The sequence below is a fragment of the Lactobacillus sp. UMNPBX15 genome (assembly GCF_002553785.1).
Lineage (GTDB): Bacteria > Bacillota > Bacilli > Lactobacillales > Lactobacillaceae > Lactobacillus > Lactobacillus crispatus.
The window spans coordinates 1-24710 of the sequence record NZ_PCYV01000004.1; the positions used below are offsets into that span (position 1 = coordinate 1).

Below are 24710 nucleotides of genomic sequence, written 5' to 3' on the forward strand. Positions count from 1 at the left end.
ACGCCGAAAGTAGTTGGTGGGCAACTGCCTGCGAGGAAAGGAAGCTGCCGTGCTCTTTTTTAATATTCCGGCTTAGCTCAGTTGGTAGAGCGCTTGACTGTTAATCAAGATGTCGTCAGTTCGAGTCTGACAGCCGGAGTACTTTGTATGGAATGTTGTCCGAGCGGCTTAAGGAGCATGATTGGAAATCATGTATACGGGCTTATACCTGTATCGAGGGTTCAAATCCCTCACATTCCGTAAATATATATGAATTGGAACTATGTTAACATAGTTCCTTTTTTTCTACCTAATTTTTCATATATAATGGAGAAAGGGAGGAAATATCGTGAAGCTACGAAAACTAATTCCATTTCTATTTTTAATATCTCTATTAGCTATAACATTTTCCGCTTGTTCGACAAAGGGAGAAGAGAATACTGCTAAGCATAGAGTTAATATTGTAACTTCTACTAATATTTATGCAGATATTGCTAAAAATATAGTTGGTAAACATGGTCATGTACAAGCTATTATAAAAAACGGCGATACAGATCCACATGATTTTGAGCCTACGACTGGCTCTGCCAAAGAAGTAGCTAATGCTAATATTGTTATTGCCAACGGTCTAGGATATGATGACTGGATGACTAATTTAGCCAATGCTAATGATATTCATGTGGTTAAAGTTGGTAATCAATTGATGGGATTAAAACAGGGGGATAATCCTCATATTTGGTATAACTTAAACATGCCTAAAAAGTATGTTGATTATCTAGTTAAAACAGCAAGTAAAATTGATCCAAAACATGCAGCATATTTTAAGTCTAATGCTGCAAGCTATTTGCAAAAGATTGATAGTATAAAGAAAATTGCTGCTAAAATTAATGGGCGTGAAGATAAACCGGTTTATGTTAGTGAGCCCGTGTTTGATTATGCACTAGAACGGTGTCATTTTAAGATTGGCAATCAGGCATTTGAAGAAGCTGTAGAAAATGAAACGGATCCGAGTGCGCAAGTTATTCATGAGATGCAAGTCAAAATTAAAGCTAGAAAAATTGCTTTCTTTGTTAATAATATTCAAGCATCAAGTAGTACAGTTAGTGGCATGGTTAAACTAGCAGAGCAACATAATATTCCAGTTCTCGATGTAAGGGAAACAATGCCTAATGGAATTAGTTATTATTACTGGATGAAAGCGAATTATCAAAAATTATTTGAAATTTTTTTAAAATAACTATTGCATAATTAGGGACTATCAGGTAATATAATAAACGTTGTGATTGAGAGATCACGGTGGTAATAACTAATAAAAATAAATAAAAAAAGTTCTTGACTTTTAAAACATGATTAGTTATTATAATAAAGTGCTCTTGATTAAGAGATATGACCCGTTGGTCAAGTGGTTAAGACACGGCCCTTTCACGGCCGTAACATGGGTTCAAATCCCGTACGGGTCACTAATGGAGGATTAGCTCAGCTGGGAGAGCATCTGCCTTACAAGCAGGAGGTCACAGGTTCGAGCCCTGTATCCTCCATTGTTCGGGACTACCGCCGCCGCGGTAGTCTTTTTTTATGCAAAAAGAACGAACAAGCAAAATTATTATTTTATCGGTTCAAGTCCTGAGAGGATTCACTATGATTAGTGAAGATGCCTTGTAACCGAATAGCTAATGTCTATATAGGGGGACTAATATGGAAAGACGTTTGTTTACTTCAGAATCAGTTTCTGAAGGACATCCGGATAAAGTTGCTGATCAGATTTCTGATGCAATTTTAGATGCGATGTTAAAGAAGGATCCTAATTCACACGTAGCTTGTGAAACGATCGTAACTACTGGGATGGTTTTTGTCTTTGGTGAAATTTCTACCAACGCTTATGTTGATATTCAAGATGTAGTGCGGAAGACTATTTTGAAGATCGGCTATGATCGTCCAGAATTAGGTTTTGATGGCAATAACTGTGCTGTGATGGTTGACATCGATGAGCAATCACCTGATATTGCTGGTGGGGTTGATCACTCACTTGAAACTAGAGAAAACAAGTCTGATAACGATGAATTGGATCAAATTGGTGCTGGTGACCAAGGTTTGATGTTTGGCTTTGCGATTAAAGAGACACCTGAACTCATGCCATTACCAATTTCGCTTGCTCATCGTTTAATGAGACGTGTTGCTGCTTTGAGAAAAGACCATACTTTAGATTGGCTTCGTCCGGATGCTAAGGCTCAAGTCACTGTTGAATATGATGGAAACAATAAGCCATTAAGAGTGGATACTGTTGTTATCTCTACTCAAACTGATGCAGAAGTTTCTAATGAAGAAATCCATCGGGCAATGATTGATTTAGTCATTAAGGAAGTTATTCCGGCCAAGTACCTAGATGAAAAGACTAAGTTTTTGATTAATCCGTCAGGGCGTTTTGTTATTGGAGGTCCAAAGGGCGATTCTGGTTTAACTGGTCGTAAGATTATCGTTGATACCTATGGTGGTTACGCTCGCCACGGCGGTGGTGCATTTTCAGGTAAGGATCCAACAAAGGTTGACCGTTCAGCTAGTTATGCAGCTCGTTATGTCGCTAAAAATATTGTGGCTGCCGGCCTTGCTTATCGCTGTGAAGTTCAATTGGCTTATGCAATTGGTGTAGCTCACCCAGTTTCAATTATGATTGATACTGCGGGTACTGGTAAGGTTGACGATGATTTGTTAACTGAAGCAGTACGCAATGTTTTTGATCTTCGTCCAGCCGGTATCATTAAGATGCTTGACCTTCGTCGTCCAATCTATGAACAAACGGCCGCATACGGTCACTTTGGTAGAACAGACGTTGATTTGCCATGGGAAAAGACTGATAAAACACAAGATTTGCTTGATTATATTAAAAATAAGCAATAAATAAAAAGAGGAAGTAAAAAAGAATGAAAAAAACAAACGTGCCTATAGTCACGCTTGCGATTTTTATGACAACTTTTATGACTGCCATTGAAGGGACAATTGTTTCTACTGCAATGCCAACCATAGTTTCTGACCTAGATGGGCTCGAGATTATGAATTGGGTTATATCAATTTTCTTGCTAATGACGGCCGTTTCAACTCCTTTATATGGAAAACTGGCGGATAGCATTGGGCGGAAGCCAGTTTTTTTGTTTGGAATTGCGTTGTTTGTCATAGGCTCATCGCTGTGTGGACTTGCACAAAATATGGTGGAGCTTATCTTATTCAGAGTAATTCAGGGATTAGGTTCTGGCGCGGTTCAGCCAGTTGCCATCACCATTATTGCGGATTTATATGCTCTGCAAAAAAGAGCGAAAATGTTAGGTCTTAACTCTGGTTTTTGGGGAGTAGCATCAGTTATTGCACCGCTATTAGGTGGCTTTATAGTTCAGCATCTATCCTGGCACTGGGTTTTCTACATCAATGTGCCAATTGGGATAATTGCCTTTTTGCTCGTAATTTTTTGTTTGCAAGAGCCTAAACATAGCTCTAAGTCTAAGTTAGATTTGCAGGGAACCATTTGGTTAGTAATTTTATTGCTAGCTTTGATGTTTTTCTTACAAGATTTAGGTTCAAACACTAATATCGCCATAATGGCCGCTCTAGCCGTTTTAGTGGTAATTAGTATAATTATGTTCTTTAGAGCAGAAAAGCGCGCAGTTGATCCAATAATGCCACTCACTATGTTAAAAGATAAGGAGTTCCTTGCAATTAACCTGATTACGTTATTGATTTCTGGCGTAGTAATCGGCTTTGAATTTTACATTCCTACCTGGATGCAAGGTATTAATGGTACTAATCCATCTCTAGCCGGTTTTGCTGTAACGCCTAGTTCATTAATGTGGATTGTGGGTTCATTCTTGATTGGTGGAATGCTCGGCCGCTGGGGGATTAAAAAGACATATGATTATATGTTATTGGTTTTAGTTGTGGCCGATTTGGTTTTGATTTTAGTGCCGATTTACACATCATTCTGGGTCTTCTGTGTTATTGCTGCCTTTAATGGGACCGCCTTTGGTGCGATTACGACAGCTTCACAGGTGAGATCGCAGGTTTTGGTACCTAAGGATGACATAGGTGTTGCCACTTCGTTTAATACGCTGATGAAGTATCTGGGACAGACAATGATGGTTTCTATCTACGGGATTGCTTTTAACACGATGGTAGCTCATGGATTAAATAAGAGACTTGGGTTGAATCAGGAAATGATGAATAAAATTGTTTCGGCAGAAAACGCTAAAAGTTTGGCTGCTAATGTAGTGCCGCAACTGCGGCAGGTCCTGTTAGGCGGTTTAAAAGCCATTTACGTTGTTTCGATGATTGTCATTGTAGTCTCAATTGTGTTGAATCAACTGTATCGAGATCGAAAATTGAAGAAAAATTAGGTTAATGAGCCACATGCAAAGTAGAGCATGTGGCTTTTTTGTAGAACTTATGATTTTATAATTTTTAAAAGAAAATATGAATTTTTAATTTATATAAAATACAAAATCAATATTTTGTAATTAATATTGAATTTTTATTTCAAAGAGAATATTATTACTATGTAAGAGCTTACATGAAAAGTCGCGAGGTAAACAAATCAACTATTTTCTATAAGGAGGGTAAGACGATGGCTGATAAATATTCAGAATTAGGACGCGAGATTTATGCAAATATCGGTGGACCTAATAATGTTAAGTCAATGTATCATTGCATGACACGCCTAAGAATTAAGATCCGGGATAACTCTAAAGTAGATATTCAAGGCTTGAAAGATATTGACGGAGTTTTAGGCGTAGTAAATGCGTACACGTTGGAAATTGTTCTAGGTTCTGGGGTTAATGCTAAAGTTGCACAAGATATGGTTAGCCAAGTGGGAGTGAAAGAAAACGAAGAATTCCCAACCAGCACTTACCAGAGCGAAAAGTCTGAAGTTCAAGCAAAAGCTGCAGAAGTACATGCTCAACATAAGGCACAGTTGAAACAAACATGGTGGCGTAAAGCTTTAGGCCATATTTCCGCTATCTTCATTCCACTTATTCCTGCATTTATTGGTGCTGGTTTAATTTCAGGTGTTGCTGGTATCCTTCGAAATATGTTGACGGCTAAGATGTTGCCTGGTAGCTGGAACTTAGGCGTTACTATTCTCAGTATGATTGCTAGTGCATTGTTTGCATATTTGAACATTTATGTAGGTATTAATACTGCTAAAGAATTTGGAGCTACTCCTGCTCTAGGTGGTATCATCGGCGGTGTCGTTTTGCTTCCTGGGATTGCTGCACCGGTTACTATTCCAAATGTATTAGATGGTAAGCCGCTAGCAGCAGGCCAAGGTGGTATTATTGGTGTTTTACTTGCTGTATGGCTTTTGTCTTATGTAGAAAAATGGTTCCATAAACATATTCCAGATTCCGTGGATATTATATTTACGCCGTTCTTTACTGTCCTGATTATGGGACTATTCACAGTATTTGCAATTATGCCGATTGCTGGTTGGATTTCTAATTCATTAGTAGGTGGTATTAATTGGGTGCTCGATGTTGGTGGTCCTGTTGCTGGATTCATCCTTGGGTTGTTCTTCTTACCAATGGTTATGCTCGGATTACACCAAATCCTTACACCGATCCATTTATCAATGATTCAAAAAATGGGTTATACACCATTACTTCCTATTCTGGCAATGGCTGGTGCTGGTCAAGTTGGTGCTGCAATTGCCCTTTGGGCTAAATGTCGTAAAAACAAGGATTTAGTAAGATTGATTAAAGGTGCGTTACCTGTAGGTATTTTGGGAGTTGGTGAACCATTAATTTATGGTGTTACTCTTCCTTTAGGTAGACCATTTATTACTGCCTGTGTTGGTGGTGGTATTGGTGGTGCCGTTGTTGCCGCATTTGGTCACGTTGGTTCAATTGCTATCGGTCCTTCAGGTGTTGCTTTAATTCCATTAATTGCTAACAATATGTGGTGGGCATACTGTATTGGGCTTTTATCCGCATATGCTGGTGGATTTGTTGCAACTTATTTCTGGGGTGTTCCTAAAGATGCTATTAAAGGCAAAGTTGAAAATCCTACTCCTGAAGTTTCCGAAAGAAGAGCTGCTGAAAAGCATGCTGATAATTTGAATATGCCTAGTGAAAAGGTTGAAATTTCTTTTGAAGCTCCTGTTTCAGGTGACTTAGAAAAAATTGAAGAAGTAAAGGATGACGTTTTTTCACAAAAGATGCTAGGTGATGGTTTTGCTATTGATCCTTCAAATGGTACAGTGGTTGCGCCAGTAGACGGTAAAATTGATACAGTAATGAATACTAAACATGCAATTACATTGAAAACTAGTAAAGGAAACTTAGATGTTTTAATGCATTTAGGATTAGATACAGTTGAATTAAAGGGTGCTCCATTTGAAATTGACGTTAAACCAGGTGATCTAGTTAATGCTGGTGAAAAAATAGGTACAATGGATATCGCTGCAATTAAAAAGGTAGGAAAAGACCCAGTGGTTTTAACTATTATTGCTAATATGGATCATATTGATCAGGTATCAAAAGTGGAAGATTCACCAGTTAAGGCAGGTCAAGTTGTCTTTAAGGCAATGACAAAATAATTTTTAGAAAGAAAATGATATAAATGTCACTTGAAAATTTGACTACTGAGCAACGAAATAAAAATACTATGCATATTGATTCTATGGCTACATTAGATATGGTAAAGACAATCAATGAAGAGGATAAAAAAGTTGCAGAAGCAGTAGGAACTCAAGATGAAGAAATTGCTCAAGCGATTGATATTGGCTCCGCACGTTACCAACAAGGCGGCAGATTGATCTATATTGGTGCAGGAACTAGTGGAAGATTAGGTGTTTTAGATGCGGCGGAGCTTGTCCCAACCTATGGAATTAAACCAGAACGTGCAATAGGTTTAATTGCTGGCGGTAAAGGTGCAATGTATGTGGCTGTCGAAGGAGCAGAAGATGATCCTAAATTAGCAGCTGAAGACCTTAAAAAGCTTGATTTATCAGAAAAAGATGTAGTGATAGGCTTAGCAGCTAGTGGTAGGACTCCTTATGTGATTGGTGGGCTGGATTATGCTCAAAAAGTTGGTGCGGCTACTATTGCGATTGCTTGTGTTAAACACAGTTTGATTGGTCAACATGCAAATATTGCAATTGAAGCTGTTACTGGTGCAGAAGTAATTACAGGTTCTACTAGAATGAAGGCTGGCACTGCACAAAAGATGATTTTGAATATGATTTCAACAGGGATTATGATTCGCCAGGGTAAGGTATATCAAAATGTGATGATTGATGTTTTGCCAACGAATGAAAAGTTAGTTGAACGTGCTGAAAGAATCATTCAAACTACTACAAATGTTTCCTTAGAAAAAGCAGCAAAAATTTTAAGGGATGCTGATAAAGATGTTGGTTTAGCAATTGTAATGGCTAAAACAGGTTTAGCTAAGGAAAAGGCAGAGTTATTACTTAAAGAACATGAAAATAATGTAAGCAGTGTTTTGAAAGAAAATAATTGATTCTAAAAATAAAAGTCATTCACTATGAATGGCTTTTATTTTATAAGAAAGGAAATGCTATGCTAGGAATATCTGTATATTTTCAAGATTATGATGAAAATTATTTGAAAAAAGCAGCTCAAGCTGGAGCAAAATATATTTTTACGTCACTTCAAATTCCAGAGGAAGATTATTCAGATCTGGATCAAAAATTACCGAGATTTTTTGAATTGTGCGATGAATTGGGACTTGAAGTAATTCCTGATGTTTCTCCGGCTACATTGGAAAAGCTAGGAATTAAAGGAGGCGATTTTGAGGCCTTAAAAGATAAGGGATTCAAGGCCTTAAGATTAGATTATGGTTTTGATGACTTTGATTTAATCAAAAAGCTACAAAGAAATTTCTTTATTTTATTAAATGCAAGTGTTGTGTCACTGGACTATTTAGATCGTGCCAGAAATGCAGGGGTTGATTTTGGTAAATTAGCTTTAACATATAATTTTTATCCGCATACAGATACAGGTATGGGATGGACAGATTTTAAACGTAAGAATTGGATGTTAAAGGACTATGGCTTAAGAACTCAAGCTTTTGTTCCTGGGGATGCACTTAAACGTTTCCCACTATATGAAGGCTTGCCAACTGTAGAAAAGCATCGTGGGGTTTCGCCTTACGTTGCAGCTGTTGAATTAATTCATGAAGCAAATGTGGATGATGTGTTTATTGGCGATAGCAAGGCGTCAATCAAAAATCTTCAGTATATTGTAGATTATCAAAAAGATAATATTTTAAACATAGAATGTTCGCTATTGCCACAATATCAACAGCTGTATGATCAAGTGATTGAAGTAAGAAAGGACATGCCAGAAAAGCTGATTCGCTTAAGTTTGCCTAGAAAACTTGATATTCCAATTTGTAATACTTTAAATAGGCATAGGGGCACTATTACAATGCAAAACAAATTAGCTCAAAGATATAGTGGTGAAGTTAGTCTGATTAAGTCAAATTTACCTTTTGAAGCACGTAGTAATGTGATTGGTTTTATTTCACCTGAGTATGTGAAGTTGCTTGATTTTATTGATTCGAGTACGAAAATTGTTTTTAGAAAACTGACGTAGTACAGAAAGGTGATATTATGCTTAATTTAGCAGATAAGATTTCGGATATATATCCCAATTTGAATAAAACTTCTAAGTTAATTGCTGATGTCTATTTTAAAGATTCAACTCTTTTCCTAAGTAAAAATTTGCAGGAATTAGGTGCTATTACTAAAACAAGTGGCGCATCAGTGATTCGATTTTGTAGAAAATTGGGTTTCAAAGGCTTTAAAGATTTTCAAATAGCTTGTGCGCAAGAAATGCCTAATAAACAAGATGCTATGGTAGATACGATTATCAATACAAATGATGAACCAACAAGCGTGCTTTATAAATTGCAACTTAGCTTAGGAAAAAATATTGCAGACATTGGTAAAACAATAGATCATAAATCTTTAGATGCTGCAGTAGATTTAATGCGATCAGCACAACAGATATATGTTGCAGGAGAAGGAGCATCTGGTCTTGCTGCTCAAGATTTGTTTTATAAATTAATTCGTAGCGGAAAGAATGTTAATTTCGTTCAAAGTTCACATATTGCTTTAGAACAAGTAGCAAATATTAATAAAGAAGATATACTAATCGTTTTTTCCTACAGTGGATTAACTCAAGAACCATTGCTAATGGCAAAGCAGGCGCAAAAAAATAATGCCAAGATAGTTGCAGTGACTCGTATACAAGATTCACCACTAAAGAATATGGCTGATACAGTAATTACATTGCCATCAAATGAGAAGTTATTGCGCTATGGTGCTATTAATTCACTATTTGCAGAAATCTTTGCTTCAAGTTTATTATATTTGAGTCTTATTTCCCCGAATTTGGAAGAGTTGAATATAAAGATGAAAACTACACAGAGCCTTACCAATTAGCTAAAAGTGTAATAGACATAAAATAACTAATAAATAAATTTAAAAAAATCAAAATATTTTTATGATAAAAATAATAAAATCGTAGAAAAATGAAGAAAAAGAGGACCATTTTGGTCCTTTTTTAGTACTCTTTTTTTGGAATAATTAAATCTATATTTGACAATGCTATAATTATAAATGGAAAGTGACTTAAAAATAAGATAACACTATTGAAAGCGCATTACTTGCCTCCTTGCAAGTAAATTTAAGTAGCAGTAAACTTAAATTGGACAAAATAATATTTGTTATTATTAATGACAGAGACTAGTAATGCAAGTCAGAATATGGGGGCGTAAAAATGGATATTACTAGTTTAGCAAGATTCCAATTTGCTATGACGACGATCTTTCACTTTTTCTTCGTGCCATTTTCAATTGGTACGATATTCGTTGTCGCAATTATGGAATCAATGTATGTTCATACAGGCAAGCCTGAATATAAAAAGATGACCAAGTTTTGGGCTAATATCTTTTTATTGAGTTTTGCCGTTGGTGTTGTAACCGGTATCATTCAAGAATTCCAATTTGGTATGAATTGGTCCGATTATTCTAGATTCATGGGGGACATCTTTGGTGCTCCACTTGCTTTTGAAGCATTGTTGTCATTCTTTATTGAATCTACCTTTATTGGTTTGTGGATGTTTACTTGGGATAAAGTGGGGAAGAAATTACACTTATTCTTTGGATGGATGATCGTCTTTGGGACAATGACTTCTGCATTATGGATTTTAACAGCAAACTCCTTCATGCAGCATCCCGTCGGCTTTGCTTTACGCAACGGTCGTGCCGAAATGGCTGACTTTGGAGCACTTCTTAAGAATCCACAATTAATGTATGAATATGGTCACGTAATTGTTGGTGCACTTTTAACTGGTACTACAATTTTGACTGGGTTAGCTGCTTTCCAACTATTGAAGAAACGTAACCTTTCAGACATTAACAAGAAGATCTATCGTAAGACAATGCGTTTAGGCTTAATCTTAATGTTAATTTTCTCAGCTGGTGAAATTGCTGTGGGTGATATGCAAATGCAATATACTTTGCATGATCAACCAATGAAGTTCGCCGCAACTGAAGCTGTTTATAAGACAACTGGAGAAAAGGCTCCATGGACGGTAGTTGCAATTGCTAATCCAAAGACCCATGAAGTTAAGGGAATTGATATTCCAGACATGTTAAGTATTCTTTCTTACCACAAGACTACTGGTTCTGTAAAAGGTATGGAAGAAATTAACAAAGAACTTGAAAAGAAGTATGGTACACATATTGATGGTCGCAAGATGGACTACTATGTACCAGTTAATACTTTATTCTGGTCCTTCAGAGTAATGTGTGGTTTTGCTGCATTATTATTCTTGATGGCAATTGTTGGTTTAATCATGACTCGTAAGAATAAAGAAACCCTTTATAACCATCGTTGGCTATTATGGATCTTCGCACTTCTTACATTCTCACCATTCCTGGTCAATACTGCTGGTTGGTTAATCACTGAACTAGGCCGTGCACCATGGACAGTTTATGGTCTATTCACTATTGATCAAAGTGTTTCACCGAATGTTTCAGTGGCTTCACTTTTGACTTCAAATATTGTTTACTTCTGCTTGTTTACTGTTTTGGCAATTATCATGATTGCATTGGTTGTTCGCTTCTTGCACAACGATCCAGATGAATATGATAAGGCTCAAGAAGCAAGCAAAGTAGTTGATCCGTTCTCAAAGGGGGCCATCTAAAATGTCATTTTTACAAATACTTTGGTTCATTTTAATTGGAGTATTGTTCTCAGGCTTCTTCTTCCTCGATGGATTTGACTTCGGGGTAGGAATGGCTGTGAAGACATTAGCTCATAATGAATCTGAAAGAGATCAAATTGTTAGCACAATTGGACCAGTTTGGGATGGTAATGAAGTTTGGTTGATTACTGCTGGTGGTGCAATGTTTGCATCATTCCCATACTGGTATGCAACCTTATTCTCAGGTTACTATTTAATTTTATTATTGATCTTAGTTGGCTTAATTATTCGTGGTGTGTCATTTGAATTTAGAGCAAAATGTGCTCCATATCAAAAGAATATTTGGGATAATGCAATGGCGATCGGTAGCGTAATGGCCACCTTTCTCTTTGGGGTAATGTTTATCTCAATGATTAAAGGGATGCCAATCGATGCTAAAGGCAATATTTCAGCTAGCTTCTTTGACTACTTTAACTGGTTCTCAATCGTTGGTGGTATTGCTTTAACACTTCTTTGCTATTTACACGGCTTAAACTATATTACTATTAAAACTAAGGGCGTTATTTCAGATAGAGCACAAAACTATGCACAAGCTTTATACTGGGTACTCTACGTCGGTGAAGTGGTCTTTGCTTTATTATTGATTTTCCAAACCGACTTCATGAGAGTACATCCAATTGCAACTTTAATATGTTTAGTATTAATTGTCGGCTTCTCTGTGGCAGCACATGTAGCTACCTTTATCAATAAGCAAGGAATGGCTTTAGCTTGCAGTGGATTAACTCTGATCTCATTGGTTGCATTAATCTTCTGTGGCTTATTCCCAAGAGTAATGATTTCATCAATCAGTAGCAAGTATGATTTGCTTATTCATAGTGCATCATCATCTAACTACACTTTGATTGTTATGACTGTTGCTACTTGCATCTTGGTACCATGTGTCTTGGCTTACACCATCTGGGCATATTGGATTTTCCGCAAGCGGATTTCAATGCCAAGAATCGGAGAGGTTAAATAATGATTGATAAACAGCTATTTAAAATTGATGGCGCTGGTTCAATCTTAAAAAAACTTGCAGGGCTTGAGATTCTGCAAGCTTTTTTTATAGTAGGACAAGCCTTGGCACTAGCGTCAGTCTTAAGCAAATTGTGGGCAGGTCAACCTCTCGATTGGCTACTACTAATTACTTTTGCAGCTTGCTTTATCGCCAGACAATTGATCAGCACACTGAGAGATTCAATGTTAGAAAAATATTCCGGTCGGGTTGCAGAAGAATTAAGACAGCAGCTCTTAAATAAAGTCTTTCGTGATGGACAGGCTTTAGTACAAAAACAAGGAACCGGTAGTTTGATTACTATGTCCCTAGATGGTGTTGATGAGGTCAGGCAATACATCAAGTTAATCTACAGCAAAGTTTTAACAATGATGATTGTGCCAGTTTTAATCTTTGTCGGCATGCTGTTTTTAAGCTGGACATCAGCTGTGATTCTGCTAGTCATGTATCCTTTAATTGTCTTATTCATGATTATCCTAGGTCATGCTGCACAGGATCGAGCAATTAAACAATTTGGTAACTTTCAGGTTTTATCTAATAACTTTATTGATTCTTTAAGGGGAATTGATACGCTGAAGTATTTAGGCCTGAGTAAAAGATATTCCAAGTCAATTTTTAACTTGAGTGAGGGTTTTAGAAAAAAGACGATGGCGGTGCTAAAAGTAGCAATGCTTTCAACTTTTGCCTTAGACTTTTTCACTACCTTGTCTATTGCAATCATTGCTGTTTTTCTTGGTTTTGACTTGATGAATGGTAAAATTGCACTTTTTCCTGCTTTAGGAATTCTGATTCTGGCGCCAGATTATTTTTTGCCAATTCGAGATTTTGCGGGGGATTTCCATGCAACCTTGAATGGTAAAAATGCCTTTAAGCGGATCAACGAATTGATTAATCTGCCAGAGGAAAAAACTAATGATTTACCTTTAAAAACTTGGTCAGCTCAAGATCAATTGAAGATCAAGAACTTGAAGTTTACTTATCAAAAGGGAACCGAAATTGGACCGGTTTCATTACAAGTCCAAGGATTCAAGAAAATTGGCATTATCGGAATGAGCGGATCTGGTAAAACTAGTTTAATTAACCTGCTCAGCGGCTTTTTGACTCCGGATCAAGTGCAAATTGAACTACAAGGGCAGAAAACTACGACCATGAATATTCCTGCTTGGCAGCGTCAAATGACCTATATTCCGCAGGAGCCATACGTTTTTACTAAGAGCTTGCGTGAAAATATTGCTTTTTATAATCCGCAGGCAAGTGATGATGAAATTAAGCAGGCGATTCATATCATGGGTCTGGATGCCTTGTTAAATGATTTGCCTAACGGACTTGATACGGTGATTGGTCGCGGTAAGCGTGTCTTGTCCGGTGGACAGTCACAACGAATTGCCTTGGCAAGAGCATTTTTGGACCCAAAGCGAAAAATTATGATCTTTGATGAGCCGACCGCTCACTTAGATATTGAAACAGAGATCGATTTGAAGAAGCGGATGATGCCATTAATGCAAAATAAACTGGTCTTCTTTGCGACTCACAGACTGCATTGGTTAAAAGAAATGGACTATATTCTAGTGATGGATCACGGTCAATTGGTTGAGCAAGGAAGTTATGAGCAATTGCAGCAAAATCAAGGCTACTTCTGCAAGTTAATGGCAGGAATGAGAGGTGAAAACAATGATCAATAAGATTCCGGTTTTAAAAGCATTAAAAAATGATCGTTGGGTTCGCCCATATTTGGAAAAATATCGTAAAACGTTGATTTTGGCGATTGCACTGGGCATTTTAACTTTCGTCTGTGGCGGGGGCTTGATGTTCTGTGCTGGCTATTTAATCAGCCGTTCAGCAGCTAAACCTGAAAATATTTTGTTAATCTATGTGCCAATTGTCTTAACTAGAGCATTTGGGATTACGCGGCCAGCTGTCCGTTATTTTGAGCGGCTCGTCAGTCACAATTGGGTGCTCAAAATGACTTCAAAGTTTAGACAACAGCTTTATGATTCACTAGAGCGCGATGCGACTATTTTTAATAGTAAGTATCAACTGGGGAATATTCTAGGGCTTTTGTCTGATGATGTGAGTCACATTCAGAACTTTTACTTAAGAACAATTTTCCCAATGTTTGTAGCTTGGGGCTTGTATGCAATTATCGTAATTGGCTTAGGCATCATTTCCCCACTGATGGGCATTTGGATGTTGATCCTGTTTTTCCTAATTATTTTCGCTATTCCTATTTGGTCAGTCTTAATCAATGGTGCGCGGCAAAGCTATGAAAAAACGGTTCAAGACAAGCTCTACGTTGATTTGACTGATAATGTGATGGGAGTAGATGACTGGATTTTGTCTGGCCGCAGCAAAGAATACTTGGCCTTGCACGTCAATGATCAAGATAAATTTTTGCAAATCAACGCGAAGATGAAAAAATTTGATCGCTGGCGCGACTTTGTTTTACAAATCTTCTGGGTGTTGGTAATTGTGAGCCTAGTAATTTGGGGTGCTGCCAGATTTGGCGGGCGTTCAACTTATTATACTAATTGGATTGCGGCATTTGCTTTGGCATTATTCCCGACTGTTGAGGCTTTTGCCAGTTTGCCGACTGCTGCTCAAGAGACGAATATCTACAAAGATTCGCTTAAGCGTTTGAATAATTTGCCAGCTCCTGATCGGACTAAGCATAAACCAATCAAATTAACCGCACCGTTTAATTTAGTATTAACTGATGTGCATTATGCCTACCCTCAAACTAATAAAGAGGTTTTGCATGGGATTAATCTAGATATACATGATGGCGAGAAAATTGCTATCTTGGGCCGCAGTGGTGCTGGTAAGAGTACTTTAGCTGCCTTGCTTAGAGGTGATCGAGTACCTACTAAAGGCCGAGTAACTTTAAATGGAATTGATACTAGCAAGTTTGGTGATCAAATGTCCAACTATTTTAGTATCATCAATCAAACGCCGTACTTGTTCAATACCACGATTGCTAATAACTTGCGGTTAGGTAATGAAGATGCCACAGATGAACAATTATGGGACGTTTTGCGCCGAGTAGGTTTGGCCGAGATGGTGCAAAAATTAACGGATGGCCTTGATACTAAGGTAGATGAGGCAGGCTTACGCTTTTCAGGTGGTGAACGCCATCGTTTAGCCTTAGCGCGAATCTTACTGAAGAATACGCCAATTGTCTTACTTGATGAGCCAACAGTTGGCTTGGATCCAATTACGGAGCAAGCTGTAATTAATATGTTTATTAAGGAATTATCCGGTAAAACTTTAATTTGGATTACACACCACTTGCAAGGAATTGATCAGATGGATCAAGTAATTTTTATTGAAGATGGACAAATTAATATGCAGGGTACACCGGAAAAATTATGGCAGACAGAGCCGCGTTATCGTGAATTGAAAAAGGCTGATTTAGGATTATAGAGGTTCATTATGCTAACGAATAAAGTGCCAGAACAAGATGTGCATGACCTATTTACTAGGGTCGCGCCTAAGTATGATTTGATGAATAATATTGTTAGTTTAGGGATTCAAAAGAGTTGGCGTAAGAAATTTTTACGGCAGTTAGATTTAAATAAAAATTCTATTTGCTTAGATTTGTGTTGTGGTAGCGCTGATTCAACTATTGATTTGGCTAAAAAAGCTAAATTAGTGACTGGTCTAGATTTTAACCAGGAGATGTTGAAGATTGCCCAAAAAAAGATTCGTCAAAAGCAGCTGCAGTCCAAGATAAAGTTGATTGCAGGGGATGCAATGAATTTACCTTTTGCGGCCAATAGCTTTGATTGTGTAACTATTTGTTTTGGTCTGCGTAATGTCCCTGACGCTGTTAAGACGATTCAGGAAAGCTACCGCGTACTTAAGCCGGGCAGACAATTTGCTGTTTTAGAAATGTCTCAGCCCACTAATGCATTAGTTAAATTTGGCTGGCAAGCTTATTTTAAAATTTTTCCGTATTTTGCTAAGTTGACACACGGTAATATCAAGGACTACCAGTATTTGTCAAAAACAAGTAAAGAATTTCTCTCGGCTGAGCAATTAAAAAAGCTACTTGAGCAAAATGGTTTTACTCGAGTAGCGGTTACTAAGTTAACTTACGGTGCAGGTGCGATTCATGTAGGACGCAAAGATTAAAGCGTTCGATTGACTAATTTACGCGTCATCTTTTTGAGCAAGACGGTCGCATTAGTTTGCGGCAGTTGGGCTAAGTTAGCTAATGCCCGATTAGTATATTGTTCAGCTAAGGCATGAGTTTCTTCAATGACTGAGCTGTTTAGCAAAATCTTTTGGATTTGTTCGATATCGTTTTTGCTCATTTGTCGCTTTTTTTCAAGTAGCGGTACTAATTGCTCTCGTAATTCCTTTTTGCTAAGAGCTAGCAGAATAGGTAGAGAGTAGACGCCGGTAGTCAAATCTTCTAGCGTTGGCTTGTTCAGGTGCTTACCGCCAGTGTAATCAAGAATGTCGTCAACAATTTGAAAAGCAATGCCTAAGTTTTCACCAAAGGAGGCTAAAGCTTGAGTAGTTTGCTCATCTCCATTGCCAAAATGACTCCCTTCTTCGGCAGCTAAACGAAAAAGTGCAGCTGTCTTTCCTTTAACATTAGTTAAGTAGTCGTTGAAATCTTGGCTTAGGTTAAAACGTTCAGCCATTTGGCCTAATTCACCAGCAAGTAAATGGTGCATTGTGTGAGCATTTTTGATCATGTAATCTTGTTCGGAAATGGCGTTCAAAATTAGGTCAAAAAAGTGCGTAAAAAGCAAGTCGCCAGCGTAAACTGCGGTGTCTTTGCCAAAACGGGCTTGGATGCTAATTTTACCGCGGCGCTCGTCAGAATCGTCAATGATATCATCATGAATTAATGAGGCCATATGCAAAATTTCGATTGATGAGGCAAGTTGAATAATTTGTTTTGATACAGTTTCTTTTTTGCTAGCAATTTGAGCTGACAAAATTAGTAAACTAGGCCGTAAATATTTACCACCGTTACTAGCCATTTCAAGGAGTGCATCTTGCAAGTCTGAATATGGAGTGCGGATGGTTGCCTGAATTAATTGATTAACTTCTTCAAGCGGTTTACGAATAAGTGGATATTTTTGCCAAGGTTGAGAGTTATTCATGATAGATTTCCTTATAATAGAGTTAACAGAATAGTGATCCTTTGAAAGGATGTGGATCGATGTCATTAAGTGTATTTTTAGAATTAATTGAGATTAAAGCAAAAACCGCTAGTGTCATTCCCTTTTTCTTAGGGATGTGCTACAGCGTGTATTATTATCACCAGGTTAACTGGGGATTTGCCCTAGTCTTCTTCATTGCAATGCTACTATTTAACATGGTAGTAGATATGTTTGATAACTACTGTGATTATTATCACGCAGATAGCAAGAATTACCAAGAGAAGACTAACATTATCGGGCGAGAAAATATTTCACCTAATTTAGTTCTGGGATTAATTATTTCCTTTAGTCTTATTGCAATTTTATTAGGTTTGTATCTAGTCGCTAAAGTAGGCTTGCCTGTATTGTGGATGGGCTTGTTCTGTTTTATGGTTGGTTATTTATATTCATTTGGTCCGCATCCTATTTCTAGCTTGCCACTAGGTGAATTGTTCTCTGGTTTCACAATGGGCTTCATGATTGTCCTGCTCAGTGTTTATATCAATAGTTTTCAAGCTTTTGATTGGAACTGGATCACAATCGGTCGTATCTTCTTATTAGCTTTAGCTGATGAATTATGGATTTCTAATTTAATGCTAGCTAATAACTTATGCGATGCCCAAGAGGACGAGGATAATCACCGCACCACAATTATTCACTTTATTGGTAAAAAAGGTGGCTTGATTGCTTTTAGTGTCAAAAATATTTTAGCATTTTTGGTAATCTTCCTCCTACCGTTCTTGGGAATTGCTCCTAAGACGGTTTGGTTAACAGTAATAATTGTACCGTTCGTTTATAAGCAGAACAAGATCTTAATTGGTAAACAAGTTAAGACAGAGACATTTATCACAGGAGTAAAAACGTTGCTAGTTGGTTCACTGACTTACTTAATAACTTACTTTTTAGGAATTCTATTTTAGAGAGGTTGAAAATTATGAAAACAGTTGTAGTTTTAGGTGCTGGTTTTGCCGGCTTGAAAACAGTTGTCGCTTTGCAAAAGAAGTTGCGTGAACAAGTTAAGATTATCTTAGTTGACCGTAATCCATACCACTACGAAACAATTCGCTTATATGAAGTGGCTACTGGTGAAATTCCCTACACTGGGATGTCATATGAAATTAATGATGTAATTAATCCGAAGATGACTACTTTGATTACGGATGAAGTTGAAAAAGTTAATATTGCTGATAAAACAGTTGAGTTAAAGGATCATGCTCCACTTAAATATGACTATTGTGTTGTTGGCTTAGGCTTTACCTTGAGCAATATGGGCATTAAAGGTGTAACCGAAAATGCTTTGCCAATGAGCAATGTAAAACAAGCTGAAGCTATTCGCGACCACCTTTATGCCGAAATGAAGGCTTATCGCCAAGACCATGATTCTAAACACCTGTCAGTAGTAATTTGTGGGGCAGGTTTTCAAGCAATTGAATTAGGAAATGCCATTGCCAAGGTTCGCCCAGAACTAGCTCAAATGGCTGGCGTCCAACCAGATGAAATTACCATCAGAATGATTGATGGTTCGCCACGTCTTTTGCCAATGTTCCAAGGTAAATTGCTTGATTACGCTTTAAACACAATTAAGAAAAATAAAGTCGAAATTATTAAGCCAGCTTATGTTAATGAAGTAACCTCTACCTCGGTTTTGTATAAAATGGCTAATGAAAAAGACAATGCTGAGCTGCAAGAAATTAAGGCAGGTACTAGAATCTGGATGATGGGCTTTAGTGGCAGTCCAGTAATTGAGGCATCTGGATTTAAGAACCGTCGTGGTCGGGTCATGGTTGGTGATCATTTAACCGCGCCAGAAAGTGATGATATCTACGTCTTAGGCGATGTTTCAAGCGTCATGGTTCCTGGTAAGAAATGGCCATATCCTAACACTGGTCAATTGGCTCTTTCAATGGCTAACTACGCTGCAAAAGATATTAAGAGCAGAATTATGGGTCAAACTAGACCGGATAAATATGCTTACCATGACTTAGGTGTAGTAGTTAACTTGGGTAATTCAGAAGCCGCAGGATTGGCAATGGGGCATGCTTTTAAAGGATACTTTGCAGCAACTCTTAAGAAGATTACCATTGATAAGTCGGTTCTTGAAACTGGTGGTATTAAAGAAACAATGGCGATTGGTCAATTTGACTTCTATCACTAAAATTGAAAATAAAAGAGAATAAAAAATCACTTCAGTTTGATTTGATATGAACCCCAAATTTGGGACATATTATTGAACTGCTTTATTTAAAACCATATTTCGATATTCTATCGGAGTATGGTTTTTTAGTACTGTTTTAATTCTATCATGATTGTAGTAATGAATGTATTAGGACTAAAGTGTGAAGTTTCGCCATTTTATGCCACACCAAGAAGATAAAGTTTCGATTCTTGATGTCCTGATTACGGATAGCAGAGGCAGGCGTTACAATGTGGAAATGCAGGTCGCGCATAAAGCAGACATGGATAAACGAGCCAGGCAATACCTGTTCAAGATGATGGAAGATGGCTTTTTACGACGAAAACAAGAATATGGCGAGCTGCACGCTGCATATGTAATTTTTATTCTGCCGTTTGATCCCAAAGGAAAAGGCTTGAAGCGATATACTTTTGTTTATACTGCTAAGGAAGACCCATCAGTTGAATTAAATGACGATTCTGCGTTAATATATTTAAACACAAAGGGAACAAAAGGCGAGATCAGACCTGAGCTTGATGACCTTTATCGCATGATTGAAGGCAAGCCAACTTCAAATGGAAAACTCGTCAGTCGAATTAAAAAGTCGATGAACAATTATCGTAGAACCGAAGAATGGAGGCAACACGTCATGAACACAGAAGAACTAGCAGACTTTGTGAAAAACGCCTAGTCGATAAGATATAATGATAGCTGTGAAGCTATCATTTTTTAGATAACGGGGGCTTGATCATGAATAATCCTGAAGAATTACAACATTTTTTAGATGTTCTGCTAAAAGAGAGTAACTTTACCAGAGCAGCTAAAGAATTATATATTTCCCAGCCTTATTTAACGCAGCTAATTGGACAAATTGAGAAAAAATTAGGCACTAAGATCATCAACCGAGATGAGAGACCCTATACGTTAACTCCTGCAGGTCTAATTTACTATCAATATTTGGAGAATGTTTCATATAATAAGCAGCAATTAGGGCGCAAGCTGGAGGCATATACTCATCCTGACCAACAGATAATTAAAATCGGCATTTTGGAGAGCTTAGGTACATATTTATTGCCAGAAATTTTGCCGCAATTTTTGCAAGAAAACCCCAACGTCAAGATTCAGCTATTTGAAAATTTCCCCAGAGAAAATGAAAGAAGACTGCTTAATGGCGAGCTGGATTGTTATATTGGTCAGACGCCAGAAGCACTTGACTCGAGTTTAGATGTGGTTGTGGGTGGCGAGGAACGCTATTACGTAGTGATTTCGCCAGCCTCACCATATTACCAAGCAGGAAAGTTTATCTTAAATTCGGATGAACTTGATCTAAAAGAGGTACTGCAGGAGCCTTTAGTGTTGAGTTCACCTGGTTCAGCTATCCGGCATCAAGTTAATGGCTTATTTCAGAGATTAAGACTCGAAAAAAATATTGTGATGGAGTCTAATAGTATTATTACTGCAACTAACTTGGCAATTCACGGCGTGGGTATTACCATTTCTTCGGCAAGTATTATCAGAAGAATGGAACAAACGCCAATTAACTTGTTGCCACTAGATCGAAAGTTAATGGATGTTGTCTTTTTCATTGCTAGCAAAAGCGGGGAAAAGTCGCTAGCGTTAGAAAACCTAATTTCAATTTTTCAAACGACGCATTTACAAGCAAAAATAGGATAAAGAAAAAGGCATCATGCGATGCCTTTTAAATTGCTTTGATTTCTATTGTTTTCGTTTCATGTCGATCATCTTCGGCTCAATGTAGAAGTGATAGAGGAAGGAATAACCAAGCAGTACAAAGGTAATTCCTTCAATCCAACCGCCGAATACATCAGATGGATAGTGCACGTGGACGAAAATTCTGGTGTAACCAATCATCAGTGGGAATAAAGCCCAAATAATAATCAATAAAGTCTTCCAGAATTTGCTTCTCACTAAAAGAATGGTTAGGATAATCAAAACACCAAATAGCGCCGCGCTACCAACTGAGTGCCCCGATGGAAAACTATAACCATCCGCATAAACTAAGTGCTTGACCGTTGGACGCTGCCGCATTACTGCGTGTTTGATAATCCAATTATAGCCATTAGCACAGATCATGACACCAGCGGTAAACCAAGCGTATGCATATTGCTTAAAGATCAGTAAAACTATGAAAACAATGATTGTTTCAATTGTGATCACGCTTGTATTGCCGAGATTAGTAAAATCTTTAGCAAAAGCGACATTAGCTGGATTATTGTTGCAAACAATATTGACCACAGCATTATCAAAATTGTGAATAAATTGTGAGCCGGATGAAACAAGTGCGGCCCAGACAGCATAAATAACCACGAAGCAGATACCAGGTATTAAGGTGTCCTTAGGTGGTCGTTTCGTATTAATCAAAAAAGTACTCCCCTCTTGTATTTTTTAGTATTTGTGGTAAATTATAATCATTATCTATAAGAAAATAAAGGTCGAGAAGTAGTAACAAGAATATTTTTTCAGAGAGAGACCGGCTGCTGTGAAGTCTTAAAATAGGATTGTGAACTCGTCTCGTGTTGAAGAAACCTAGCGTTGCCATCCGCGTTAAGGAGCAATTAAGTGTCACAAATTGTGAAACTTAGGTGGTACCGCGATGATTCGTCCTATGATTTTTTCATAGGGCGTTTTTTAATAGTAAAGGAGAATTATTTTGTATAACCACAAAGTAGTTGAAAAGAAATGGCAAGATTATTGGGCAAAGCATGATACTTTTAAGACAGGCACTGATCCTGATAAGAAGAATTATTATGCATTGGATATGTTCCCATTCCCATCTGGTAAGGGACTTCATGTAGGTCACCCAGAAGGATATACTGCAACTGATATCGTTTCAAGAATGAAGCGTGCACAAGGCTATAATGTGCTTCACCCAATGGGCTGGGATGCATTTGGTTTACCAACTGAACAATATGCATTGAAGACTGGTGAAGATCCAGAAGTTGTTACTAAGAACAACATTGCTAACTTTAAGCGTCAATTGAACAAGTTGGGCTTCTCATATGATTGGGACCGTGAAGTAACCACTTCAGATCCAAATTACTACAAGTGGACGCAATGGGTTTTTGAACAAATGTATAAAAAGGGCTTGGCATATGAAGCTGAAGTTCCTGTTAACTGGTCACCAGACTTAGGTACTGTTGTGGCTAATGAAGAAGTTATCGATGGTAAAACTGAACGTGGTGGCTACCCAGTATATCGTAAGAATATGCGTCAATGGATGCTTAAGATGACTGCATATGCCGATCGCTTATTAGAAGACCTTGATGATTTGGATTGGCCAGAACCAGTTAAGGAAATGCAGCGTAACTGGATCGGTCGTTCTGAAGGTGCACAAGTTACTTTTAAGGTAAAGGATAGTGACAAGACTTTTGATGTCTTTACCACTCGTCCAGATACTTTGTTTGGTTGTTCTTACACTGTTCTTGCTCCAGAAAGTAAATTAGTGCAAGAAATTACGACCCCTGAACAAAAAGAAGCAGTTGATGCTTATATTAAGAAGATTGAATCAAAATCTGACCTTGAAAGAACTGATCTTAATAAGGATAAAACTGGTGTCTTCACTGGGGCTTATGCAATTAACCCAGTAAATGGTAAAGAAGTTCCAATTTGGATTTCTGACTACGTTTTAGCAAGTTACGGCACTGGTGCTGTAATGGCTGTTCCAGCCCATGATGATCGTGATTACGCTTTTGCAACTAAGTTTGGTTTGCCAATCAATCCAGTTATTGAAGGCGGCAATATTGAAAAGGAAGCTTTCACTGACAATGGCAAGCACATTAACTCAGAATTTTTAGATGGCTTAGACAATGAAGAAGCTAAAAAGCGCATGATTGAATGGCTTGAAGACCATAACTGCGGTAAGAAGAAGGTCAACTACAAATTGCGTGACTGGGACTTCAGCCGTCAACGTTACTGGGGTGAACCAATTCCAGTTATTCACTGGGAAGATGGTACTACTTCATTAGTTCCAGAAGATCAATTACCACTTCGTTTGCCACATGCAACTGATATTAAGCCATCAGGTACCCCGGAAAGCCCACTTGCTAACCTAACTGATTGGGTAAATGTAGTTGATGAAAATGGGCGTAAGGGTAAGCGTGAAACCAATACTATGCCTAACTGGGCTGGTTCAAGTTGGTACTACTTGCGTTATGTTGATCCACATAATGACAAAGAATTAGCTGACTATGATCTTTTGAAGAAATGGCTTCCGGTTGACCTTTACATTGGTGGGGCAGAGCACGCTGTTCGTCACTTACTCTATGCTAGATTTTGGCACAAGGTTCTTTATGACTTGGGTGTTGTACCAACTAAAGAGCCATTCCAAAAGCTTTATAATCAAGGTTTGATTTTAAAGAATCATGAAAAGATGTCTAAGTCTAAAGGAAATGTTGTTAATCCTGATGAAGTAATCGATGAATATGGTGCAGATTCACTTAGAATGTACGAAATGTTCATGGGTCCATTAGATGCTTCAATTGATTGGGATGATAATGGTCCTGCATCTACTAAGAAATTCTTAGATCGTGTATGGCGCTTATTTGTTAACGATCTTGACCTAAAGGCAATCCCTCAAGAAAAAATTGTTGACGAAAATGATGGCGAACTTGATAAGGTATATGCTGAGACTGTCAAAAAGGTTACAGAAGACTTTGAAGCTTTACACTTTAATACTGCAATTAGTCAAATGATGGTCTTTATGAATGCAGCTCAAAAAGCTAAGACTATTCCACGTGAATATGCGGAAGGATTTGTACAACTTCTTGCTCCTGTTGCACCTCACATGATGGAAGAAATCTGGTCAGTATTTGGTCATGATGAATCTATTGCATATGCTAAATGGCCAGAATATGATCCTGCCAAATTAGTTGAATCAACAGTTGAAATTATGGTTCAAGTTAATGGTAAGCTTCGCGGTAAGTTCCAAGCTCCTAAGGATGCAGATCGTGATGATCTCCAAAAACAAGCAATGGAAATCGAACACGTCAAGAAGTTCTTAGAAGGTAAAGACGTCAAAAAAGTTATTGTTGTTCCAAACAAGATCGTTAATATCGTTGCTAAATAAGTTAAATTTTTCCTAAAAGAACAGTAGAACTTTACTTTATTGTTCA

At 37.7% G+C, this 24710-nt stretch carries 19 protein-coding genes, 4 tRNA genes, 1 pseudogene and 1 riboswitch; of the genes and pseudogenes, 21 read left to right on the forward strand and 3 right to left on the reverse strand.

The window, feature by feature from the left end; translation table 11 throughout:
• Window positions 1-66: 66 nt before the first annotated feature.
• The 16 genes from CP366_RS01940 (at window position 67) to ubiE (ending at window position 16380) form a co-directional block, all read left to right on the forward strand.
• Window positions 67-139: transfer RNA gene (locus tag CP366_RS01940), tRNA-Asn, on the forward strand.
• Window positions 140-149: 10 nt separating this feature from the next.
• Window positions 150-240 (forward strand) — tRNA-Ser (locus tag CP366_RS01945).
• Window positions 241-328: 88 nt separating this feature from the next.
• Window positions 329-1216: a metal ABC transporter solute-binding protein, Zn/Mn family gene (locus CP366_RS01950; protein WP_005722298.1), complete on the forward strand. Its 888-nt coding sequence runs from the start codon at window positions 329-331 to the stop codon at window positions 1214-1216.
• 151 nt (window positions 1217-1367) lie between these two features.
• Window positions 1368-1439, forward strand: a tRNA-Glu gene (locus CP366_RS01955).
• Window positions 1440-1444: 5 nt separating this feature from the next.
• Window positions 1445-1517, forward strand: a tRNA-Val gene (locus CP366_RS01960).
• A 71-nt stretch (window positions 1518-1588) separates the two neighbouring features.
• Window positions 1589-1677: riboswitch (SMK box riboswitch) on the forward strand.
• Window positions 1675-2874 (forward strand): methionine adenosyltransferase, encoded by a 1200-nt coding sequence (gene metK / locus CP366_RS01965; protein ID WP_005723543.1) that lies wholly within the window; start codon window positions 1675-1677, stop codon window positions 2872-2874. Its footprint overlaps the riboswitch before it by 3 nt.
• A gap of 23 nt (window positions 2875-2897) precedes the next feature.
• Window positions 2898-4358, forward strand: a complete 1461-nt coding sequence (locus tag CP366_RS01970; RefSeq protein WP_089148004.1) for an MDR family MFS transporter — start codon at window positions 2898-2900, stop codon at window positions 4356-4358.
• A gap of 227 nt (window positions 4359-4585) precedes the next feature.
• Complete coding sequence (locus tag CP366_RS01975) at window positions 4586-6556, forward strand: glucose PTS transporter subunit IIA (protein WP_089148003.1); 1971 nt, start codon at window positions 4586-4588, stop codon at window positions 6554-6556.
• A 23-nt stretch (window positions 6557-6579) separates the two neighbouring features.
• Entirely contained in the window at window positions 6580-7479 is a 900-nt protein-coding gene (gene murQ, locus CP366_RS01980; RefSeq protein WP_089148002.1) for an N-acetylmuramic acid 6-phosphate etherase, read from the forward strand.
• Window positions 7480-7538: 59 nt separating this feature from the next.
• Window positions 7539-8576 carry a MupG family TIM beta-alpha barrel fold protein gene (locus CP366_RS01985; protein ID WP_013086788.1) on the forward strand — a complete coding sequence of 346 codons (1038 nt, stop codon included), beginning with the start codon at window positions 7539-7541 and terminating at the stop codon, window positions 8574-8576.
• Window positions 8577-8593: 17 nt separating this feature from the next.
• On the forward strand, window positions 8594-9427 hold the full coding sequence (locus CP366_RS01990) for a MurR/RpiR family transcriptional regulator (RefSeq protein WP_089148001.1): 834 nt from the start codon (window positions 8594-8596) through the stop codon (window positions 9425-9427).
• A 337-nt stretch (window positions 9428-9764) separates the two neighbouring features.
• Window positions 9765-11195 carry a cytochrome ubiquinol oxidase subunit I gene (locus CP366_RS01995; RefSeq protein WP_035443699.1) on the forward strand — a complete coding sequence of 477 codons (1431 nt, stop codon included), beginning with the start codon at window positions 9765-9767 and terminating at the stop codon, window positions 11193-11195.
• A gap of 1 nt (window position 11196) precedes the next feature.
• Entirely contained in the window at window positions 11197-12213 is a 1017-nt protein-coding gene (gene cydB / locus CP366_RS02000) for a cytochrome d ubiquinol oxidase subunit II (RefSeq protein WP_023488686.1), read from the forward strand.
• Window positions 12213-13931: a thiol reductant ABC exporter subunit CydD gene (cydD, locus tag CP366_RS02005; protein ID WP_005725659.1), complete on the forward strand. Its 1719-nt coding sequence runs from the start codon at window positions 12213-12215 to the stop codon at window positions 13929-13931. Before cydB ends, cydD begins: the two co-directional genes overlap by 1 nt.
• Window positions 13921-15669: a thiol reductant ABC exporter subunit CydC gene (gene cydC, locus CP366_RS02010; RefSeq protein ID WP_089148000.1), complete on the forward strand. Its 1749-nt coding sequence runs from the start codon at window positions 13921-13923 to the stop codon at window positions 15667-15669. The genes cydD and cydC overlap by 11 nt, the downstream gene beginning before the upstream one ends.
• Before the next feature lie 9 nt (window positions 15670-15678).
• Window positions 15679-16380, forward strand: a complete 702-nt coding sequence (ubiE, locus tag CP366_RS02015) for a bifunctional demethylmenaquinone methyltransferase/2-methoxy-6-polyprenyl-1,4-benzoquinol methylase UbiE (protein WP_089147999.1) — start codon at window positions 15679-15681, stop codon at window positions 16378-16380.
• Here ubiE and CP366_RS02020 read toward each other — a convergent pair.
• Window positions 16377-17366 carry a polyprenyl synthetase family protein gene (locus CP366_RS02020; RefSeq protein WP_005729410.1) on the reverse strand — a complete coding sequence of 330 codons (990 nt, stop codon included), beginning with the start codon at window positions 17364-17366 and terminating at the stop codon, window positions 16377-16379. The genes ubiE and CP366_RS02020 overlap by 4 nt on opposite strands.
• 59 nt (window positions 17367-17425) lie before the next feature.
• Here CP366_RS02020 and CP366_RS02025 point away from each other — a divergent pair, with 59 nt between their 5' ends.
• Window positions 17426-18325 (forward strand): prenyltransferase, encoded by a 900-nt coding sequence (locus tag CP366_RS02025; protein ID WP_013086780.1) that lies wholly within the window; start codon window positions 17426-17428, stop codon window positions 18323-18325.
• A 14-nt stretch (window positions 18326-18339) separates the two neighbouring features.
• A complete protein-coding gene (locus tag CP366_RS02030) occupies window positions 18340-19560 on the forward strand; it encodes an NAD(P)/FAD-dependent oxidoreductase (RefSeq protein WP_061204951.1) in 1221 nt (406 codons plus the stop codon).
• A 69-nt stretch (window positions 19561-19629) separates the two neighbouring features.
• On the opposite strand, the gene CP366_RS02035 is transcribed toward CP366_RS02030, so the two are convergent.
• On the reverse strand, window positions 19630-19725 hold the full coding sequence (locus CP366_RS02035) for an IS3 family transposase (RefSeq protein WP_216786119.1): 96 nt from the start codon (window positions 19723-19725) through the stop codon (window positions 19630-19632).
• 34 nt (window positions 19726-19759) lie between these two features.
• Here CP366_RS02035 and CP366_RS02040 point away from each other — a divergent pair.
• Window positions 19760-20260 (forward strand): annotated as a pseudogene (locus CP366_RS02040) (Rpn family recombination-promoting nuclease/putative transposase); the annotation flags it as partial.
• 68 nt (window positions 20261-20328) lie between these two features.
• Entirely contained in the window at window positions 20329-21252 is a 924-nt protein-coding gene (locus tag CP366_RS02045) for a LysR family transcriptional regulator (protein ID WP_089147997.1), read from the forward strand.
• A 42-nt stretch (window positions 21253-21294) separates the two neighbouring features.
• Here CP366_RS02045 and CP366_RS02050 read toward each other — a convergent pair whose 3' ends face one another.
• Window positions 21295-21960 carry a phosphatase PAP2 family protein gene (locus CP366_RS02050; protein ID WP_089143093.1) on the reverse strand — a complete coding sequence of 222 codons (666 nt, stop codon included), beginning with the start codon at window positions 21958-21960 and terminating at the stop codon, window positions 21295-21297.
• 289 nt (window positions 21961-22249) lie between these two features.
• Between CP366_RS02050 and leuS the strand changes: the two genes are divergently transcribed.
• Entirely contained in the window at window positions 22250-24664 is a 2415-nt protein-coding gene (leuS, locus tag CP366_RS02055) for a leucine--tRNA ligase (protein ID WP_089147996.1), read from the forward strand.
• The last annotated feature ends 46 nt before the right edge of the window (window positions 24665-24710 follow it).

Coding starts and splice junctions, on each gene's coding strand:
- CP366_RS02020 (WP_005729410.1), bottom strand. CDS start 17,366: ATGAATAACTCTCAACCTTGGCAAAAATATCCACTTATTCGTAAACCG.
- cydD (WP_005725659.1), top strand. CDS start 12,213: ATGATTGATAAACAGCTATTTAAAATTGATGGCGCTGGTTCAATCTTA.
- ubiE (WP_089147999.1), top strand. CDS start 15,679: ATGCTAACGAATAAAGTGCCAGAACAAGATGTGCATGACCTATTTACT.
- CP366_RS01990 (WP_089148001.1), top strand. CDS start 8,594: ATGCTTAATTTAGCAGATAAGATTTCGGATATATATCCCAATTTGAAT.
- CP366_RS01970 (WP_089148004.1), top strand. CDS start 2,898: ATGAAAAAAACAAACGTGCCTATAGTCACGCTTGCGATTTTTATGACA.
- CP366_RS01995 (WP_035443699.1), top strand. CDS start 9,765: ATGGATATTACTAGTTTAGCAAGATTCCAATTTGCTATGACGACGATC.
- CP366_RS02045 (WP_089147997.1), top strand. CDS start 20,329: ATGAATAATCCTGAAGAATTACAACATTTTTTAGATGTTCTGCTAAAA.
- CP366_RS02030 (WP_061204951.1), top strand. CDS start 18,340: ATGAAAACAGTTGTAGTTTTAGGTGCTGGTTTTGCCGGCTTGAAAACA.
- metK (WP_005723543.1), top strand. CDS start 1,675: ATGGAAAGACGTTTGTTTACTTCAGAATCAGTTTCTGAAGGACATCCG.
- CP366_RS01985 (WP_013086788.1), top strand. CDS start 7,539: ATGCTAGGAATATCTGTATATTTTCAAGATTATGATGAAAATTATTTG.
- cydC (WP_089148000.1), top strand. CDS start 13,921: ATGATCAATAAGATTCCGGTTTTAAAAGCATTAAAAAATGATCGTTGG.
- CP366_RS01975 (WP_089148003.1), top strand. CDS start 4,586: ATGGCTGATAAATATTCAGAATTAGGACGCGAGATTTATGCAAATATC.
- murQ (WP_089148002.1), top strand. CDS start 6,580: ATGTCACTTGAAAATTTGACTACTGAGCAACGAAATAAAAATACTATG.
- cydB (WP_023488686.1), top strand. CDS start 11,197: ATGTCATTTTTACAAATACTTTGGTTCATTTTAATTGGAGTATTGTTC.
- CP366_RS02025 (WP_013086780.1), top strand. CDS start 17,426: ATGTCATTAAGTGTATTTTTAGAATTAATTGAGATTAAAGCAAAAACC.